Annotated in this window: 15 protein-coding genes and 1 tRNA gene; 8 read left to right on the top strand and 8 right to left on the bottom strand. The window is 48.9% G+C overall.

Annotation, left to right across the window (positions count from 1 at the left end):
• Positions 1 to 75 precede the first annotated feature (75 nt).
• Positions 76 to 627 (top strand): nucleoside phosphorylase-I family protein, encoded by a 552-nt coding sequence (locus AOG36_RS01595; protein ID WP_015106024.1) that lies wholly within the window; start codon positions 76 to 78, stop codon positions 625 to 627.
• Positions 617 to 1,948 carry a Na+/H+ antiporter NhaC family protein gene (locus AOG36_RS01590; protein WP_015106023.1) on the top strand — a complete coding sequence of 444 codons (1,332 nt, stop codon included), beginning with the start codon at positions 617 to 619 and terminating at the stop codon, positions 1,946 to 1,948. Before AOG36_RS01595 ends, AOG36_RS01590 begins: the two co-directional genes overlap by 11 nt.
• 1 nt (position 1,949) lies before the next feature.
• On the opposite strand, the gene AOG36_RS01585 is transcribed toward AOG36_RS01590, so the two are convergent.
• Positions 1,950 to 2,711, bottom strand: coding sequence for a DsbA family protein (locus AOG36_RS01585; protein WP_015106022.1), 762 nt, complete (start codon positions 2,709 to 2,711; stop codon positions 1,950 to 1,952).
• A gap of 93 nt (positions 2,712 to 2,804) precedes the next feature.
• On the opposite strand from AOG36_RS01585, the gene fliR reads away from it, so the two are divergent.
• Together fliR and AOG36_RS01575 are read left to right on the top strand one after the other, a co-directional pair.
• Positions 2,805 to 3,572, top strand: a complete 768-nt coding sequence (gene fliR, locus AOG36_RS01580; protein WP_015106021.1) for a flagellar biosynthetic protein FliR — start codon at positions 2,805 to 2,807, stop codon at positions 3,570 to 3,572.
• 10 nt (positions 3,573 to 3,582) lie between these two features.
• On the top strand, positions 3,583 to 4,746 hold the full coding sequence (locus AOG36_RS01575) for a molybdopterin molybdotransferase MoeA (protein ID WP_015106020.1): 1,164 nt from the start codon (positions 3,583 to 3,585) through the stop codon (positions 4,744 to 4,746).
• Here the strand turns inward: AOG36_RS01575 and AOG36_RS01570 are convergent.
• The 6 genes from AOG36_RS01570 to AOG36_RS01545 form a co-directional block, all read right to left on the bottom strand.
• On the bottom strand, positions 4,743 to 6,101 hold the full coding sequence (locus tag AOG36_RS01570; protein WP_015106019.1) for an outer membrane family protein: 1,359 nt from the start codon (positions 6,099 to 6,101) through the stop codon (positions 4,743 to 4,745). The genes AOG36_RS01575 and AOG36_RS01570 overlap by 4 nt on opposite strands.
• Positions 6,102 to 6,245: 144 nt before the next feature.
• Positions 6,246 to 7,913: an outer membrane family protein gene (locus tag AOG36_RS01565; protein ID WP_247598574.1), complete on the bottom strand. Its 1,668-nt coding sequence runs from the start codon at positions 7,911 to 7,913 to the stop codon at positions 6,246 to 6,248.
• Positions 7,914 to 8,170: 257 nt separating this feature from the next.
• Positions 8,171 to 9,649, bottom strand: coding sequence for an outer membrane family protein (locus AOG36_RS01560; protein WP_015106015.1), 1,479 nt, complete (start codon positions 9,647 to 9,649; stop codon positions 8,171 to 8,173).
• 110 nt (positions 9,650 to 9,759) lie between these two features.
• The gene (locus AOG36_RS01555) at positions 9,760 to 11,115 is read right to left on the bottom strand and encodes an outer membrane family protein (RefSeq protein ID WP_015106014.1); all 1,356 of its coding nucleotides are present in this window, start codon (positions 11,113 to 11,115) and stop codon (positions 9,760 to 9,762) included.
• A gap of 58 nt (positions 11,116 to 11,173) precedes the next feature.
• Positions 11,174 to 12,634, bottom strand: coding sequence for an outer membrane family protein (locus tag AOG36_RS01550; RefSeq protein ID WP_231630348.1), 1,461 nt, complete (start codon positions 12,632 to 12,634; stop codon positions 11,174 to 11,176).
• Positions 12,635 to 13,053: 419 nt separating this feature from the next.
• Positions 13,054 to 14,436 carry an outer membrane family protein gene (locus AOG36_RS01545; RefSeq protein ID WP_053825537.1) on the bottom strand — a complete coding sequence of 461 codons (1,383 nt, stop codon included), beginning with the start codon at positions 14,434 to 14,436 and terminating at the stop codon, positions 13,054 to 13,056.
• A 390-nt stretch (positions 14,437 to 14,826) separates the two neighbouring features.
• Between AOG36_RS01545 and AOG36_RS01540 the strand changes: the two genes are divergently transcribed.
• The 4 genes from AOG36_RS01540 (at position 14,827) to AOG36_RS01525 (ending at position 18,106) form a co-directional block, all read left to right on the top strand.
• The gene (locus AOG36_RS01540) at positions 14,827 to 16,206 is read left to right on the top strand and encodes a S41 family peptidase (RefSeq protein WP_015106011.1); all 1,380 of its coding nucleotides are present in this window, start codon (positions 14,827 to 14,829) and stop codon (positions 16,204 to 16,206) included.
• 6 nt (positions 16,207 to 16,212) lie between these two features.
• Positions 16,213 to 17,304 (top strand): hypothetical protein, encoded by a 1,092-nt coding sequence (locus tag AOG36_RS01535; protein ID WP_231850668.1) that lies wholly within the window; start codon positions 16,213 to 16,215, stop codon positions 17,302 to 17,304.
• Positions 17,294 to 17,989, top strand: coding sequence for a 1-acylglycerol-3-phosphate O-acyltransferase (locus tag AOG36_RS01530; RefSeq protein ID WP_015106009.1), 696 nt, complete (start codon positions 17,294 to 17,296; stop codon positions 17,987 to 17,989). The genes AOG36_RS01535 and AOG36_RS01530 overlap by 11 nt, the downstream gene beginning before the upstream one ends.
• A gap of 41 nt (positions 17,990 to 18,030) precedes the next feature.
• Positions 18,031 to 18,106: transfer RNA gene (locus AOG36_RS01525), tRNA-Ala, on the top strand.
• A gap of 24 nt (positions 18,107 to 18,130) precedes the next feature.
• Here the strand turns inward: AOG36_RS01525 and metK are convergent.
• Positions 18,131 to 19,279 carry a methionine adenosyltransferase gene (gene metK, locus AOG36_RS01520; RefSeq protein ID WP_053825389.1) on the bottom strand — a complete coding sequence of 383 codons (1,149 nt, stop codon included), beginning with the start codon at positions 19,277 to 19,279 and terminating at the stop codon, positions 18,131 to 18,133.
• Positions 19,280 to 19,347: the final 68 nt, after the last annotated feature.

Genomic DNA, 19,347 nt, shown 5'->3' with positions numbered 1-19,347 from the left:
ATTTCACTTTAAAAACTTTTAGCTATTTTAACATGGGCTAGCTTAAGGGCTCGATTTCATTAAAAAGGGGTTTGTGTGTTTGTGTGTGCTGGTAACACAGAGAGTTTTGCTTGGGCTAAGAGTGTGGGTGTGGGTTTAGTGCAAAGTGCGCTCAATTTAAGCCGTCTGTGCTTGCTTGAAAAGCCTGAAGTGCTTGTATTTGTAGGTACGGCTGGCAGTTATGACCCCAAAACCCCTTTTTTAAGTCTATTTGCAAGCCACCAAGCCACGCAGATTGAAGAGAGTTTCACCCTAGAGCACAGCTACACTCCCTTAAACAATGGCGTGCAAGCGCAAGAGATGCCAACCTTAAACCTGCCTAAAGCCCTTGTCAATAGCAGCAATTATATACATACAGACCGTGGATTTTCTCATGCCATGTGCCACGCGGGCATTCTCTTAGAAAACATGGAGTTTTTTAGCGTGTTGTGCGTGGCCAAGGCTTACCAAATCCCCAGTTTTGGCATCTTCTGCGTTACAAACCACACGAACGAACACGCTCACAAGGATTTTATGGCTAACCACAACACAGCCAAAGAACGACTAGAAGCGATCAGCAAACAATTAAAGGATTTTTATGACGAATGAGCCGGAAAGTACCCCGCGTTTTTATGCGTTGATCCCCTTTGGGATTTTCATTGGGATTTATCTAGGCACAGGGTTTTATTTGGAGCTTAGCGGGGTGAAAATGGGCTTTTATAAGTTGCCCGGGCCCGTGGCGGCGATGGTAGGCGTGGCGGCCGCCTTTGCGCTCTTTAAAGGAAGTTTAGATAAAAAATTCAACGATTTTTTAACCGGCTGTGGGGATAAGAACATCATGACCATGTGCGTGATTTACCTACTGGCCGGGGCGTTTGCCGTGGTGAGCAAGGCGATGGGCGGGGTAGAGGCGAGTGTGAATTTAGGCATCACCTACATCCCCGCGCAGTTTCTAGCCGCCGGGATTTTTGCCATGGCATCCTTCATTTCTTTAGCCATTGGCACGAGCGTGGGGGCGATTGTGGCACTCGGGCCCATTGCCGTAGGGTTAGCTGAGGAAGGGCATTTGTCTTTGGCGTTAGTGTTGGCAGCTTTAATGGGAGGGGCGATGTTTGGTGACAATTTGTCTATCATCTCCGACACCACGATCGCGAGTACCCGTACGCAAGATGTGAATATGCAGGACAAGTTTAAAATCAATCTCTACATCGCCCTGCCCGCTAGCGCACTGACCTTGATTTTGCTGTTGTTTCAACCCACCCACCCCGCGCCCATCCACCCCCACAGCTACGAAATCATCAAAACCCTGCCCTATGTTTTTGTGTTGGTGTTGGCACTCTTGGGGGTCAATGTCTTCTTAGTACTCTTTAGCGGGATCGCGCTTTCAGGCGGGATCGGGCTGTATGCAGGGCATTTTACTTGGCTCTCTTTAGGGCAAGAAGTTTATAAGGGTTTTTCAAGCATGCAAGAGATTTTTTTGCTCTCTTTGCTTACGGGCGGGCTTGCTTACATGGTGGATAAAGAGGGCGGGGTGGCGTGGATCATCTCCAAGATCGAGGGTTATATCAAGAGCCCAAAGAGCGCGAAGGTGGGCATCGCGGCGTTGGTGAGCTTGGTGGATGTAGCGGTGGCAAACAACACCGTGGCGATTGTGATTGTGGGGGAAATTAGCAAGAAAATTAGCCTAAAATTTGGAGTAGATCGGCGCGAGAGCGCGGTGGTCTTAGATATTTTCTCATGTGTGTTTCAAGGGTTGATCCCCTATGGGGCGCAAATGCTGATTTTGCTCAACTTTGCCAACGATCAAGTCGGCTTTTTGGAGGTGCTGGGCTTCTTGTGGTATCAGGGCTTGCTAGGGCTCTTCACCCTAGTTTATATTTTTTGGGGGGGCTATAGCCGAGCAGTCCTAAACAAACTGCCTGCACCCTAGACTACTTGCCGGCCGCTTTATGGTAGTCATAGATGAAGGGCACGCCCTTGACTAACTTGGTGTCCTCAATTGTTTTAGTAACCTTTTCCACCTCTTGGACTTTGTCATCGGGGACATCGGAGGGTTTGTAATTGTAGGCATAGACTTTTTGCAACAAGCTCACTTTCTCCTTGGTGTTGCGGGCTTTTTTGACTTGTTTTAAAATGTCGGCGGCTTTGAGCATGGCTTCATGCCCTAAAAAGCCCACAAGCACCATATGCACATTGGCTTCTTTCAAGCGTTTGTCGATCTGCTCCAATTCGTGGTGGCAGTGCGGGCACATGGGATCGGAGATGATGTAGAGGTTCTTTTTCACCCCGGGGGTGGTGGATTTTAGATCGATGGCGTAGCCCTTGGGCAAGCCTTCAAAAAGGGCATTTAAAGCCGCGCTGTTTTGTTGGGCGAAGTTGTAGCTTTGAGTGTTGTGGTAAAGCTCTTGAATAAATTCGGTGTCTTGTTTGCTCTTACTAAAAAAGATATTGGTCAGACCAATCACCAAGTCCCCGTTTTTATTCACCAACAAGGGGATTTTATATTTCGTGTCGGGGTCTTCGACCACCACCACCTGAAAGTCTTTATTAGACTTCAAGGACTTCACCTCCAAAACATTGACTTTTTTGTGGATCTGTTTGTCAATGAGGTCTGCCACCGCCTGCCCCGCCTTACTCTCAACCGCCCCCACAAACCCCACACACAAACTCAAAGCACAGAACAATCTACGCATAGCAATCCTTCTTTTTTCTATCAACTAAAATTTAAAACGCCCATTCTAGCATTAAAAGCCTAATAAAAATCTTGCTGCGCTATAATGCCGCCTATGTTGGATTGGTTAGCCTATATGAGCGATCGCCATGTGCAGGGTTTTTTACTGCTCTTTTTGCGCTTAAGCGGGGTGGTTGCGCTCTTTCCCTTTTTTGACAATAATTTGATCCCGGTGTCTGTGCGTGGGGCTTTGAGCTTTTTTTTAACTCTGGTCTTTTACCCCTCCATGCCCCCTAGTCCCGTATTTTTGGGGGCCGAGGATTTTTTAATCGCCTGCTGTGCAGAGGCATTTTTGGGGCTGTGTGCCTCTTTCTTTTTGCATGTCATCTTTAACGCCATCGCCTTTGCCACGGACACAATCAGCTTTTCTATGGGGCTAACCATGGCCAGTGCCTACGACCCCGTCTCGGGGGCCCAAAAGGCGGTGGTGGGACAAGTAGTCTTGCTTCTAGCTATTTTAACCATGCTGCAAACCTCCATGCACCACTTGGTGATCTTATGGGTGCAGCACAGCCTAGAGCAAGTCCCTTTAGGTGGCTTTGTACTCACCAACCACATCGTCAAGGCGAGCGTGCAAGCCCTAGGGCATTTGTTTGTCGTGGGCTTTAGCATGGCCTTTCCCGTGTTGGCCGTGGTGATGTTTAGCGACATTGTCTTTGGCATGATCATGAAAACCCACCCGCAGTTTAACTTGCTTGCCGTGGGCTTTCCGCTTAAGATCGCCATCGCCTTAGCGGGGCTGATCTTGGTTTTAGGCGCGCTCATGCACCGCTTCAAGGATGAACTTTTAAAAGCCTTTGAGGCGATCACAACTTTATTTTAGAAGGTGTTTCATGGATTTAATTTCTTTTCAAGAGGCCTTAGAGATTGGTTTGAATTTGCCCCAAATCCCCCTGAAAGTGCAAGAGGTGGCGTTGTCTCTAGCGCACGGGCGCATTTTAGCCCAAGATTTTTACGCCAAAGACCCTTTGCCCAAAGCCACGAATTCGGCGATGGATGGCTTTGGTTTTCGTTTGGAGGATTTAGGCAAAAGCGTGCCCATTGCCAAGAGCATTTATGCGGGCAGCCCCCTAGAGACTTTGCCCGCTGGAGTGTGTGTGAAAATCATGACCGGTGCACTGGTGCCTACTGGCATAGATGTGGTGGTGCCCATTGAGCAAATGCAAGAATACAGTGCCACCCACGCATACGCTCCGCTGGGCTTTAACAAGGGCGCGAATATCCGCTATGAGGGAGAAAATATCAAGGCGGGGGATTTGCTCTTAAAACAAGGCACGCGCTTAAAAATCGGGGACATCGCTCTGCTCGCCTCTCAAGGGGCCACCACCCTTAGCGTGTATCAACAATTAAAAGTGGGGGTTTTTAGCAGTGGGGATGAGGTTGTGCCTTTAGGCAGCGCAGCTCACAAGCACCAAGTTTATGACACAAACGGCGTTGTGTTGGTGGCACTTTTGCGCCATTTGGGTTTTGAGGCTGTGCATTTGGGGCATTTGCAAGACGACTTGCAAGCACAAGTGACTCGCCTGAAAAACGCCTTAGCTTACGATGTGCTCCTTAGCAGCGCGGGGGTGAGTGTGGGTGATAAGGACCATTTTAAAGAGTCGTTGACCCAAATAGGCGCAAAAATCCACTACCACGGGGTGGATGTCAAGCCGGGCAAACCCCTTTTATGTGCCAGTGTGGGGGATCAGCGCATCTTTGGCATGCCAGGCAACCCTTTAAGCTGTGTGCTGACCTTTCTAGCCCTGGTGCGCCCCGCTCTTTTAAAACAAGCGGGCTCTGCCACGCAAGAACCCCTCATCAAAGTGCAGTTAAACAGCCCCTTAAAGCTTAAGGGCAAACGAACGCATTTAGTCTTAGGGTGGTTAGAAAACGGCATCTTCACGCCCTACAAAAACAACGCCTACGGGGCGGGGGCGATCGAGGCCTTGAGCTACTCCAATGCCATGGCTTATGTCAGTGAAACACCAGATCTTTTAGTGTCTTTACTGCCTTAGAGGAGCTGAAACCCGTAGGTAACAGTGAACATCAAGTGGCTACGGTCTGAGTCGATGTTGCGGGTCAGACGAGGGGCGAAGTTGTTGGTCGCGGGGTCCCATGATCCACAAGTATTGGGCGTGGGACCATAGCCAAAACCAAGACAATAGCCTTTTTTGGTAATGTTGTTGTAATACTCCAGTTTCAAATCAAATTTTAAGTTGTAGCGGCTCAAAAAATAACTTAGAAAAAGTGCCACGCTTTGCTCGTTGGCCCGAGGCGAGCCCGTTAAACGGCCTAGAACCTTCCAAGTAAAGCCGTGGAAGTGCGAACCGAAGTATAAAAACCCATTGAGCGCGTCTTTGCCCACAATGTTGTTGATCTCGGCATCGTAGATCGTATTGGTCCACATGTTGTAACCCAAAGGGTCGCCGTAAATCCCAATGTCGCCATTGGCATTGCCGATATTTTTATAAATGCTACCGCCAAAGATCCATTTATTGTAATAAAAACGAGAGCGGAAAAAGAGGGTCTGGCCCGCCTTGCCCATTTTTTCTTGCCCAAACAAAATCATGTCATAGCCCCGGCCAGAGGGGGGGAAGAAGGGGAAGAACCCTACAAAAGTGCCCACCCAGCGAAAACCCTTATCCCTAAAATGGGGGTTGGTGTCGTAGGTGATGTTGATCCCGGGGGCATTCATGCGCCCAAAGATAGAGTAAAAATAGGGGTTGACCTTCCAGTGGCCTTTTTGGTATCTAAACTCGGCGATCATCAGGGGCTTGCCGCTGGTGTAGTAACGCCCAAAAGGCCAAAACCAGTCGCTAGACGCAGATGCCCTTGCATCCGAGTAGAGCACCCGCAGTTTATAGTCCTTGTATTTGACATAGCCTTCCACGCCTTGGCTAAAGGAGGTGAACCAATCGTAATCGGAAAGCTCATAACGCCCCCCCTTGATGCCAAAAATGCCCTTATAGTCGTAACTGATGTAGGCGTTGTTTACCATCGCGTAGCGCGGTTTTTGCACATGCAAACCGCTATGGCCGGCATACCACCCGATGTATTCCCAATAAATCCCGCCATCGTGGTTATAAAAATCTCCTGGACCGCCGGGTTGTCCGGGTTGGATGTCGTTGCCTTGATAGGCAGTGGAGTCGTAGGGCAGGGCGGAGAGCATGCCACCCACCTCGGCGTGCAAACCCTTATAAAGGTCCATGCTGACATTCATTTCGGCTAAAAGCGAGGTGTAGCTACCGGTCGGGTAAATGAACTTGGAGGGGTCGTAGCGTTTGTTGTTGAAGCCATAGAGTGTATAACTGCTCAGCTTCCCACTGATGCTCATGTCAAAGGCTAAAACGCGTTCTAAAACAAGGAGCATGCAAACAAGCCACTTATGGGCGGTGCGGTTCCCTCTAAATTGAACTTGCATGGCGACCTGCTCGAGATAGATTTATGAAAACTAAGGCGGGGTATTATAACAAGAATACCTTAAGGGGACACCCCTTAAGGCAAAAAATAAGACTTAGAAGCTGTAGCTGATGTGGGTCATCAAGTGGCTTCGATCTTGCCAAACAGTGTGGGCAATGCCCCCTGTGTTTTGCGGACCTTGCGCAAAGCCCGCGGCTGAGAACACACCTGTGTTCAAGCTCAAAGGTTGCCCCATGTAGCTCAAAAAGCCCACACCTGGGTTGTAGCCTGCGCGGATGACTTGGAAGAACCATTCAAGTTTGATCCCGGCTTTGATGTGTTTGCCAAACTGGTAGTCAAGATAGAGGGCTAGAGCCTGACCGTCCGCACGAGGAGCTGTGGTGTACCTTTCGGCCAATTCCCAGTCAAACTTGCCATACACCGCGCCGGTTTTCGCATAAACTGTGAAAGCATCGGCGTCGGTGATGTTGTTGATAGACGCAAACCCTAGTGAGTAGATACCACCCGTCCATTGTTCGACACCATCGATCGCCACGGGGTTACCATAGGTACCGATGTTGGGGTTCGGGTTACCGATGTTGTCGTAGATACCAAAACCCACATTGTAGTTGTTAAAGTCTAGGCGCTCTTTAATCAAGATGGTCGCCCCGCCAGGACCTTGTAAACCGCGCCATTTACCGCCATCTAGGAAGGGGTCCCAGGTGTTATACCTTGCGGGGGCATAACGGCCGTACATAGCGTTATTCCACTGGTAAACATACATCCCGTAGAAAGTGGTTTGTGAGCGGAAACCGCGGCCACTAAATTCGGGGTTGGTGTCGTAATACATTTTGATCTCAGGAGCGGTGAAAACTTCTGGTGCAAACCACACATGGGGGTGGATGGAGAAGTGTTTGTTCACTTGGTAAATGAACCCGACTTTATGTTCGCCCCAAGGTTTTTCACGATAGATGGGGAACATCCATTGGCCGTCAGCAATACCACGGCCCCAGGAGCTGAACACTTGGAAGGTCAGCTTATTCGTGAGTTTAAACATGCCGTAGAAACCTTGAGTCAATTGGTAAAACCAGTCGATGTCTTTGACCTGTGTGGTGTCGTAGCGCCCGGCGATGATCCAAATTTTGTCGCTTTTGTACTGGACATTCGCCTTATAGATTTCATACCTACGAGACTGCCCGGGGGTGTAGGCACTGGCCGGGTAGTAGTTAGGGAAGAGCCCGTTCCACTCACCCATAAACATATACCCGATACCGCGAGGGTCGGCTACGCCGCCATGATCCATCGCCCATTGGTAGGAACCGTATGCGGGGTTCTTACCTGGATCCCAAAAAGGCACACAAAAGCCGTTGGCACTATCTGGACCATTGTAATTAGCACCACAACCATTTTTCCACGCCTGAGGAATTTCAGAAGCGGGGATTTTGGCGTATGTGTCGTAACGGGTGTTGTCATAGGGCATGCCCCCTAGCGCCCCGCCTAAACTCACACTCCAGCCCTTGCCTAAATGCACGGTGCTTTCTAATTTACCCGTCAACTCCACAAAGGTACCGGTTGGGTAAAGCCCCTTGATTGGGTTAATGGGGGAGTTGTTGAACCCCACTTTTGAGAAGTTGATCAGATCCCCGTGCACTTCGTAGGTGATCGCGTCCAAACCGCAAATCCCCAAAGAAGAGGAAGCCAGCAGGGCAGGTGTGAGCGTGTTGCGCAGTTTACGCACCCCCTTTACCAGCTTACCCCATTTGGTGTCTTTGATCTTTTTCATGCCTCGTAACCTTTTTTGTTGTTTTTCTTCATTCATTGGTGTCGCCTTCAATATCGCAGGTATCTAGTAACCCTAAAGTGTTAGAGAACTACACAGAACACGTCCGTAAAACTCTAGCCGAGCCATGCCCGAGACCATGATTGTGTAGGCGCATTTTAATATAGTTTGTGTATTTTTTTTCTTAAACAGACACAATTTAGCTTAAATTTTTGGGTAATACATAGAATATTATTACAAATATTTTATTCACACTAAGTCTAAAATTTTAAAGTGATGTTGGTCATGATGTGGCTGCGGTCTTGATAATTCGCCCTAAAGTCGGGATTGTTAAATTGGGGGGCGCCAAAGTAGCCCACTTGGTAGCCCTGATGCATTTGCACCCCGTAGTATTCGATCTTGAAGTGCAAGAACACCGAACGGGTGAAAGCGTAGTCTAAACTTAGGGCTGCGGAGTATTCGTTGCTGCGCCCAATGTGCCCTTGAACGTTGTGGTTGGCGTTGCTCACGCGTCCAAAGATGTGCCATGCGAATTTTTTATAAATGCTGCCCACGGAGCCGTAGACGGTCGTGGTGTTGGCGTTGGTGACGGCATCAGCCAGCCCGTCATAAGCCGTGTTGTCCCAAAAGTCAAACCCGATGATGCTCGAGCTCACATAGTCGTTAACATAAGAGGTGTTGTTCCCCATAGGCATGGTGTGGCTTCCTAAATAAGCGTCTGGGTTGCCAAAGGTGTTATAAAGCCCTAAAATAACCGCCCAGCGGTCCCACCAAAAGGCTTGGCGGATGTTTAGAGTGACTCCATATTTACCCACGAGCGAGCCGTGTTGTGCTGCGTCCCAAATGCTGTAGGTTTTAGTGAGCGGGTTGTACCAGCCCGAATCGTAAACGGGAATTGTAACCATTAAAAATGTTTGGGAGCGAAAACCCACAAGTTGGAAGTTTTTGTTTGTGTCGTAGATGAGCTTAAAACCCGGAGCGTTGTAGGTCTTGGGCGAGAAGTAAAAAAACGCCTGCGCGCTTAGTTTCTTATAATCATAAGTGGCGGTGATCCCATGCCAGCCAAAGTTAGCCCACTGCCCATTTCGTTTTTCATAGGCGGTTGAAGCGTAGAACTGATAAATCCACGAGTTAAACGCCAAACCCCGCCCATAAGAGCTCCACCACCAAAATTTGAGATTTTTAATCGGGCGGTAGTAAAACTCAAAGCCCTGGTTGGACCCGCTCATAAAATCAATATTCGCCTCATAGCGCCCGATTTTAAAGCCAAACTTGTGTTTATAATCGTATTGCAAAAAAGCGGTGTCGAGCACATAGGGGCGGGCGTGGTAAGCCCCGGATAATTGGGTGAGGTATTTGTTAAAAAAATACCCATGCCAGCCCCCGATGAAATTGTGCACCACAGAGCCATAAACTTGCCCGTCTTGATCCCTCAAATATTTGGTGGAATCGTAGGGAATGCCCGCCATCGCTCCGCCTAAACTGAAACTGAGCTCGTGATCTGTGGTGTGTTTGGGCAGTAGCCCCACTTTCATTTGGGCAAAGCCCACGACATCCACAAAGCTCTCTGTGGGGAAGATGCCATACTTGGTGTTGATCTTGGAATTGTTGAAACCTATCTTAGAAAAGCTGTCTAAACGTCCCGAGAATTTAATGTCAAAGGCTTTGAGGGGATTTGTGAGCAAAGCCAAAAAAGAGAGGAGATGGCTTAATTTGCGTGTAGTCAAGCGTGTAGTCAAGGCAACCCTTTAGATTTAGTCTCTAAAGCTTTTAGCACAGCTTTGAGCGATGTCACACCCATTTTTAGACAGAGTGTGCAGAGTATCTTTATAAATGTTACAAATTTTCACTAAAATTGCGCTTTAATGGCGGTCATTAAGTAACTGCGGTCTTGGTGCGTGGCTGGCGTGCTCGGGTCTCTTGTGTACCAGTCGGTAATGTTGTAGCCCTTATGGGTGTCGACTTCGTTGTATTCCAGCTTAATGTTAGTAGAAAAGTAACGATTCCACTTGATTCCTAGGTTCCACGCCACGCTTTGCTCATTCGCCCTAGGCGAGAAGGTCAAGCGCCCCACAAGCCCCCAAAAGAGCTTTTTATACACCCCCCCCATAAAGACAAAACCCGTCACCGCATTAGGTGAAATCATGTTATCCATGAGCCCACCGTAAACGCTGTTGTCGCGGTAGTCGATGCCAATCGGGCTACCATACCAGTTGATTCGAGCATTGGCGTTACCAATATTTTGGAAATACCCTGCGCCAAAGTTATACTGGTTATAGTCAAAGCGTTGGCGGACATATAAACTCGCCCCGCCCCGCCCCAGCTTAGAGCCACGGTACCAGGTGTTGTAAAGGTGGGGGGCGTAAATAGGGAAGATAAGGGTCATTTCAGTTAGGGATTTAAAGCCTAGACCATCAAAGTCGGGGTTGGTGTTGTAATGCAGCTTCACACCCGGGGTGGTGTAGGTATTTGGAGAGAAATACACAAAGCCCACGGCTGAAAACTTCTTGGTGTCAAAGTTTAGCCCCACCGCGTGGATGCCCAAATCCACCACCTTGCCCTGCTTGTTCTTAGTCGTGATGGGGGCGTACCATGGGCGGATGAACTCGCCCACCGCCAAAGCCCTACCAAAGGAGCTAAACCAGCGCAACTTAAAATAAGGGCGGAATTTATAGGAGGCCTCAAAGCCTTCGGTGTAGCCACTCAAAAAAATCGTTTTAGACAAGTAGCGTCCGGCGATGATGGTCAGGGCGTGGTTGTAGTCGTAGCGCAAATAAGCGTTGTAGAGTACATAGGGGCGGGCGCGCCGGGTGGATTCAATGTTGGACTTCACCCATGGGGCATTGTCTAAAAAACCCCAATAGCGTCCAAAGTAGAAAAACATTTTAGAGCCGTAAAGTTGCCCCGTGCTCTGGTCGATCAAAGTCTTGGTCGAATCGTAGGCCAGCCCGCCGATTCCCCCGCCGATCCCGGTACTGATTTTATTCCTTTCGTTTTCCCATAAACTCGCGTCCACCTGGGCTTTAAGCGTGAGTGTTACAAAACTCTCTGTGGGGAAGATGCCCTTTTTAGAATTGATCGGCGCGTGGTTAAAGCCCACCTTAGAGACCGACTCGCTCGTCCCACTGAATTTATAGTCAAAAGCCTCCAAGGGGCACACACAGCACACATAAAAGAGCAAGCCTGTACGGCTCATCTGGCTCATCTGTCATACCTCAACTTGGCTCAAAACTTCGCAAAACCAAAAACTGCACCTAGCGGGATTAAATCTTCACTTTAATCTCAGTAAAGATATGGCTTCTGTCTTGGTCAGTGGCGGGCTGATCGGGTAAGAAAGGCCCGTTCCAACCAATTTTATAACCTCGATGCATGATTTGGTTATAGTATTCTATTTTAATGTCGGCATAAAAATGCTTAGAAAACTCGTAACCGAGGTTAAACGCAAAAACCTGTTCATCCGCACGGGGACCATAGGTCAAACGGCCGATCAAACCCCAAAGCCATTTTTTATACACACCCCCACCAAAGAGAAAAGCGGTGAAGGCATTCGAGTCCATCATGTAAGAGAGGGAGTTGATGGTGTTGGCGTAGACCGTGTTATCCCAAAAGTCAAAGCCCAAGCGGTTCCCGTGGTAGCCGATCATCCAGTTGGCGTTGCCAAAGTTTTTGTAAATCCCGCCTCCAAAGTTATAGTTATTGTAATCAAAACGCTGCTTGATCATCAAGCTGTGCGCGGTCTCGTGCGCAATCATCCCAAATTGGTAGGTGTTCCAAAAGCGTTTAGCGTAGATGGGGTTGAGCACCGTGATATCGGTCTGTGAACGCCAGCCAATCCCCTGAAACTTGGGATTACTGTCATACATGAGGGTAAAGCACGGGCTGTATTCGTTGTTGGGTGAAAAATAAACAAAGGGCACAACACTAAAACCCTTATACTCCCAAGTGATGTAAAAGGCATGCACCCCGGGGTTGATCTTTTTACCATTGGCGAGAGTGTAGGTTTTGGGCGAGTAGAAGTTATACAGCCACTCGTTGTAAGCAAAGCCCCGCCCAAAGGAGCTAAACCACCAAAACTTAAAATGGTTTAGATTTAAGGTCATGTCCAGCCCCTGGGTGTAACCACTCATGTAGTCGGCTGGCGATTCATAACGTCCGCCTCTGAATCTAAAAATGTTCTTGTAGGAGTAGTCGATGTAGGCGTTGTAGATCACATAGTTACGGGCATTATTGGCATAGCCTTGCACACAATCTGCCGTGTTTACCCCCCCAATGCTTGTGGCATTCGACATGGCTTGTAACTGGGCTGCACTTTTGCCTGCGTAGGATGCTTGGCTTCCTCCCCCTGCCCCATACCAGCACTGCGCCCAAGGCTTTTGCCCCACGAGCCCACCCCAGTAACCAAAGTAGTTCCACGCCATGCTCCCATAGGGTTTGCCTGTTGCTTCGTTGATGAGGTCTTTAGTGCCATCATAAAGCAAACCGCCCCCAAAGCCCCCTAGACTCCCTGACATATGGTGGCCATTTGCCCGAGCCAGCTTAGGCATCATTTCAGGAAGGTCCATTTGCAAATACCCCACAATGGTTACAAAGGTTTCTGTCGGATAAAGGCCCTTATTGGTGTTGATAGGTTTGTTATTGAACCCAATCTTAGAAAACGACTCGACCCCGGCCTTGAACTTGGCAAACTGCTCTAATTGCCGTAGGTCAAAATGTTTCCAATCCATGGAGGAAGCTTGGGACAGAAGACCAAAATAGGCCACTAAACTCTTAGAGAGTAACACAACTTTTTTCATTTTAAATCCTTTTGCTATCGTGAAGTCCTTGGATAGAGCACACCCAAGAACCCTCGTTGTAGAAACTTGTGAGACCAACTCGGTGGGGTTATTGTGTTACCCTGAAGGTACGCCTCGCGCAAAAGAGCATTGCGCGCATCATCCTCCTTCCGCAAAGAATGACCATGATTAGAGAAGAAAGGCTTTGTGGGGATTTTGTCAAGGTTATTGTTATTTTATCCATCAACTCTCCTCAAATCTAAAATTTTCAAGCAAATATCTAAGAATATTTACCCTTGTACGCTAAGGATAGCAAAAATTTGCTTAAGCCCCCCCGATCTCAAACCTCCGTATCCCCTTTGCTTGTCCGTCTAAAACGAAACCATGATGTTTGTGTAAAGGGCACTTCTATCCTGATAGCCACCGCTACAATAAGTTATACAGATTTGATTGTTCAAGCCGGCTTGGTAGCCCTTGTTGGTGTGCACCCCATAGTATGCAAGGTCGACCGTTGCTTTGAGGTATTGGTTGAAGTTGTAGCCTAGGGTGAGCATGTAGCGGCCCTCCCATGCCACGGGTGCGCTTGTCCACTGCCATTGCATCCGCCATGTGAACTTTTTATTAAAATGCGTGGCTCCATAGGCGATCGCCCCTGTTACAGCATTGGCTTTTAAAGCCGTACCCGCCGTGCCCACATAGATGCTATTACCCCCCAAAAGCACACCCGCCGGGTTACCCATGTTGCCCACATAGGTGTTGGGGTTGCCAAAGTTCTTGTAAAAAGTCCCCACAAGGTAGAAGTTATTGTAGTCGAAGCGTTGGCGCAAGATGAGGCTTTGGCCGGTTTGGGTGATGGGCGTGCCGTATTTATACTTCACCGCCCCCGTTGAACCAAAGACCATCCAAGGCTCATATACGGGAAAGATCGCCGTGATGTGGGTGTCTGATTTAAAACCCTTGCCGTCAAAATTAGGGTTGGTGTCCCAGCCGAGCGTAAAGCCCGGGGCGTTGAAAGTCTTGGGCGAGAAGTAGTAGAAGAACTCCGCCAATAATTTATGTTGGTTGTAAATGAGTCTCACAGCATGTGTACCGTAAGAGAGCTTGTAGCCTACAGGGGTCCAACCCCCTTGGGCGTTTTTCACATAGCCCCCGCTGTAAGAGGTTCTAGGGGCATACCAGTTGATTAGAAATCCACCGCTGGCGATCGCACGCCCCCACGAGCTAAACCACACCAAGCGGGCGTGTTTGTATTGCCCAAAGACCTCAAAGCCTTGGGTTTTCCCACTTCTGTAGGGCATTGTAGAGGTGTAGCGGCCACCCTTGATCCCAAAGTAATTCTTGTATTGGTACTCCAAAAATGCATCGCTCCAAATGTAGGTGCGCGAGTTTTTTCGAATGAAGCTGTCCTTTAGGTTGTCGTCATCGGTGGCGATGGAGTTGTGGTTGCCGTCTAGATATCCATTGTAGTAACCAAAATAGTTGAAGATTTGGCTGCCCCGATCGAGGTTTTTGGTGCTGTCGTAGAAAACGCCCCCGACCATGCCCCCGATCCCACCTTTCAGCACATGGGCGGATTTCTTGGGCAAAAAGCTCATGCTTAAATCCAAATACCCGGACACGGTGGCGTATTGTTGCATGGGATAAAGCCCTCTTCTGCGGTCCATCGCCCGTTCATTAAACCCAATTTGTGAGGTTTGCTCGGCGCGCCCGCCAAACCTATATTCGAATGCATCCATAGAGGTCGCAAACAACATCAATGGCCCGCAAACATAGGTCAGAACAGAGAAATTGGACCTAATGCCAAAATTTTGGTCTTGTTGTAGTTCGTATCTGTCTTGCATATTGCCTCCTTGACTTGTCTGCAATCGAGTAAAACCCTGCCTAGCCCTTGCTAGGATCTGCTCTACCACTAGAGATTATAATTGTAAATCCCGCTAGAGTGGTGCTAAGGGCGCAGCAGAACCCTAGAAAAAACAAGAACGCTACACAAAGTAACCAACCACAGCAGGCTTTAAGTTTGGACTAAACCTACCAGTTTAGGATGTTTTAGAGGTGTTTTATTTGTTTATGTCTATATTTTAGTAAAATTGTCTGTTTTTCGATAAAATGGGACTTTTTAATGTGAATGAAAAACAAGGGGCATGATGAATAAGTATTTTTTAACGGGACTTGTGTCGTCTATTCTAGGCATGTGGTTGGTGGCGCACAACCTACCACAAGATGAAGTGGCGCAAAACGGCTCCCATGGCAAAATCTTTAAAAAGAACAACAAACCCACCACCCAGGAGCGGCTCAATGCCTTAAAAAAATTCTCGAATGTGGTGGAAGAGGTGGAGCACTATTATGTGGATCAGGTCAGCATCAATGACATTGTGGACAAGGCCATCGATGGATTGATGACAAATTTAGACGCGCACTCCTCCTATTTGACACCCAAAAAGTTTAGGGATTTTCGTGCCCAAACCGAGGGTGAGTTTGGCGGACTTGGCATCACGGTGGGCATCCGTGATGGCGCGCTCACCGTGATCGCGCCGCTGGACGACACCCCCGCCTTTAAGGCTGGGATCAAGGCTGGGGATGTGATCTTAAAAATCAACCAAGAGAGTACGCTCAACATGAGCATCGACAATGCCGTCAATCTCATGCGTGGTAAACCAAAAACCCCCATTGAGCTCACTTTGGTGCGCAAAAACGAATCTAAACCCATTGTGGTGAAAATGCTGCGCGACATCATCAAAATCAAATCCGTACACGCCAAAAAGATCGAGGGTACACACTACTTGTATGTACGGGTCAATTCCTTTGACCGCAATGTGGTCAAAGGCGTGCTTACAGAGCTTAGCAAAGCCAAAAACCTACAGGGTATCGTGCTCGATCTGCGCTCCAATCCGGGCGGTCTTTTAAACCAAGCCATCGACTTGTCTAATCTCTTTATCAAGCACGGCATCATCGTGTCGCAAAAAGGGCGGGTCAAAGCCGAGGACATCGAGTACCGCGCCAATGGCAAGGCCCCCTACCCCAATCTGCCCATTGCTGTGTTGGTCAATGCCGGCACGGCTAGTGCGAGTGAGATCGTTTCGGGGGCTCTGCAAGACCATAAACGGGCGGTCATCATCGGGGAAAGCACCTTTGGCAAGGGCAGCGTGCAAACCACCTTCCCCGTGGGCAGAGACGAGGCGATCAAGATCACCATCGCCCGTTATTACTTGCCCAGTGGGCGTACCATCCAGGCCGTAGGCATCAAACCAGACATTGTGGTTTACCCCGGCAATGTTCCCCAAGATGAGAGCAAGTTCAGCATCAAAGAAGCGGACCTAAAACACCACTTGCAACAAGAGTTGCAGTCGCTGAGCAGCAAGTCCGAGAGTAAAAAACATGAGCATGGCAAAAAGGTGGAGGACAAAGAGAGCAAGCCCATCACCCAAAAGGACATCAACGCCGACATCCAGCTTAAAACCGCCATAGATACCCTAAAAGTTTGGGATATCCTGACCGCCCCCAACAAAGAGAGCGCACATAAGTAGATGCTTGTGAGGGCCCGGTTAGCGCATTATCTTCTAGGCCTTCTATTTTTCCTAGTGGGTCTGCAGGGCGAGGATGTGCGGGCCAAGGTCGTGTATGTCAAAGTAACAAACCTACAGGATTTAGCCAGCAAACCCGTGTATGTTGGGCAAAAAATCAGTGTGCAATACAATTTAATACTCTTTTCTGGAGCAAAGTTCTTAGGCGCAGAGCTGGAGAGCCTGCCCGATCCAAAAGAGCTCAAGCGGTTAAATTTCACCCCAAACTGGATTGCTTCGGGCACAGACAGCTACAGCGTGGCCTATGAGTATAAAGTCTTGGGCACAAAAGCAACCATCCCTGCCCTGAAAGTGAGTGCCTTTGTACAAGATCAAGGCTACTTGGATAAATCCAGTGCACCGGCGATCCCTTTACAGGTGGTGGATCTTTCAGCACACCCCAATTACACGGGCGTGGTGGCAACAGACTTTGGCATCACTGGCTACAAGGTCAAGGAATACGACACTGCCCACAATATTTTAGTCTTTGAATTGCAAGCCAAGGGGGCGAATTTAGAAGACTTTAAAATCCCCGGGGGCTTCAAGCAAGGCTTTGAGAGCAGCCATTTGGGCGAGGATGCCAGCGGAGTGTATTACTGCATTTTGCCAAAGAGCATGCAAAACATTTCCTTCAACTACTTTTCTTTGCAGGAGGCGCAGTTTAAAGAGCTGCATTTTTCGCTCATCCCCATTGAGGAGAGCGTGAGTACCCAGAGCAATTTAAAACCCAAGAATAATCTACTGCTCTTTTCCAATATCTTTTTAATGGGCTTGGTGGTGGTGGCTTTAGTGTGCTATTTTTTCACCCGCTACAAAAACATGGCCTTAGTCGTGGCAGTGGTGCTCTTGGGGGTCTTGTTATGGAATGTGCTTTCCACCTACCGCACAGGGGTTCTAAGGGCAGGGGCGGCGATCAAAATCTTGCCCACACAAAATTCCACTTTATTGGCAAGCCCCGCAAACGCCTTGCATATCAAAATCATAGGCGAGCATGCCAAATATTACAAAATCATGACAGATGATGAAAAAATCGGTTGGGTGAGGAAGGAAGATGTGGAGTAGAATTCGGGGTATTTATGCGCTTTTGGTCGTGGGCTTGGGGCTGGGATTCATCATTTTGATGAACTTTTTAACCCGTAAACACAACAACTCTAGACAGACGCGTAAATGGTGCCGCTCTTTCTTTTCGCTCATGGGCTCTCCCCTAGAGAAGATCGGGGAGTTTGACTTGAGTGCCAATTTAATCGTCTTAAACCACCAAAGCATCATCGACATCATTTGCCTAGAAGCCTACCACCCCCGCAACATCTGCTGGGTAGCTAAGAAAGAATTAGGCGACATCCCCTACTACGGCTATGCGCTCAAAACCCCCGAAATGATTTTAATCGACAGAGAAGACCGCCGTGGACTTGCATCCTTGCTTAAAATTGCCAAAGAAAAATTAGATCAAGACCGCCCCCTGGTGATCTTTCCAGAGGGGACGCGGGGGCGGGGGAATGAAAAGTTTTTGCCCTTCAAGCCGGGGGCTAGAGTGTTGGCGGAGAAATTGTATTTGAAAATACAGCCCATACTCTTACTCAATACCCGCAAGATTTTCAACACTAAGCCCATCGAATCGCACACCACACATCTGCGTATGGTGCTCATGCCCGCCTTCACCCCCGATTTAAGTACCGATTGGTACACCAAATTAGAACAGGACATGCAAGCCGAGTACCAAAAACACTACAAAGAACTCAATGGCTAGACTTGCATTTTTATAAAAGTTGTGCTAGAATGCCTGCTTTTGGGGTGTTAGCTCAGCTGGGAGAGCGCAACGCTGGCAGCGTTGAGGTCAGGGGTTCGATCCCCCTACACTCCACCACTCCTTAAAATCTAAGGACTTTGGTTATTTGCTTAAGAAATCAGCGATCGCTGTAGCTTTGTCGGTCTTTTCCCAACTAAATTCTTCGCGTCCAAAGTGCCCGTAAGTGGCGGTTTTGCGATAAATAGGGCGCAGTAAACCCAAACTTTCGATGATCCCTTTTGGGGTGAGTTTAAAGAGGGCACGCACACATGCCTCGAGGGCTTGGGGGCTATGGATGCTGGTGTGCTGAGCGTCGATGTAGACCGACACGGGGTCCACAATACCGATCGCATAGGCTAATTGCACTGTGGCGCGTTTGCACACCCCGCTAGCCACCAAGTTTTTGGCAATGTAGCGTGCCATGTAGGCGGCACTGCGATCCACCTTGGAGGGGTCTTTGCCGCTAAACGCCCCCCCCCCATGTGGGCAAGAACCCCCATAGGTGTCCACGATGATCTTACGCCCTGTAAGCCCTGCATCTCCCTGGGGTCCGCCGATGACAAACTTACCGGTGGGGTTGATGTGGTATTTGATGTTGTTGTTTAAAAACTCTTTGGGTAGGACCTTATAAACGACCTCTTCGATCACCGCTTCTCGTAAGTGCTTTTGGTCAATCTCGGGGGAGTGTTGGGTGGAAACTACAATTGTGTCGATGCCCACGGGCTCATAGCCCTCGTAACGGATGGTAACCTGCGCCTTGCCATCAGGGCGTAAAAAGGGCAGGACTGCGCTTTTCCTGGCATTGGCAAGCCCTAAAGTGATGGCGTGCGCTAAGCTAATGGCCAGGGGCATGTGCTGTGGGGTCTCATCGCAGGCATAACCAAACATGATCCCCTGATCGCCCGCTCCCACTTCGCCATCCAAGCGGTCCACACCCTGATTAATGTCCGGACTTTGTTCGCCAATCCCATTGAGCACCGCTGCGCTGCGGTAATCAAAGCCATAGAGCGCATCGGTGTAGCCAATGTCTTTAACCACTCCTCTTGCAATCTCTTGCATGGGGGCGTAGATATTGGTTTTTAGCTCGCCCGTGATGACACAAAACCCGTTGGCCAACAAGGTTTCACATGCCACACGGGCGTTTTTGTCCCGCTCAATGATGTAATCCAAGACGGCATCGCTGATTTGATCGGCCATTTTGTCCGGATGCCCCTCTGTAACCGACTCAGAGGTGAAAAGATAAGAGCTCATGAGTCTCCTTATTGTGTGATCGCATTGCTGCGTTTATTTCATTTGTGCCGCCACTTCAGCCGCAAAGT

Source organism: Helicobacter heilmannii, assembly GCF_001283065.1.
Taxonomy (GTDB): domain Bacteria; phylum Campylobacterota; class Campylobacteria; order Campylobacterales; family Helicobacteraceae; genus Helicobacter; species Helicobacter heilmannii.
This window is presented reverse-complemented; position numbering and strand designations above follow the sequence as displayed.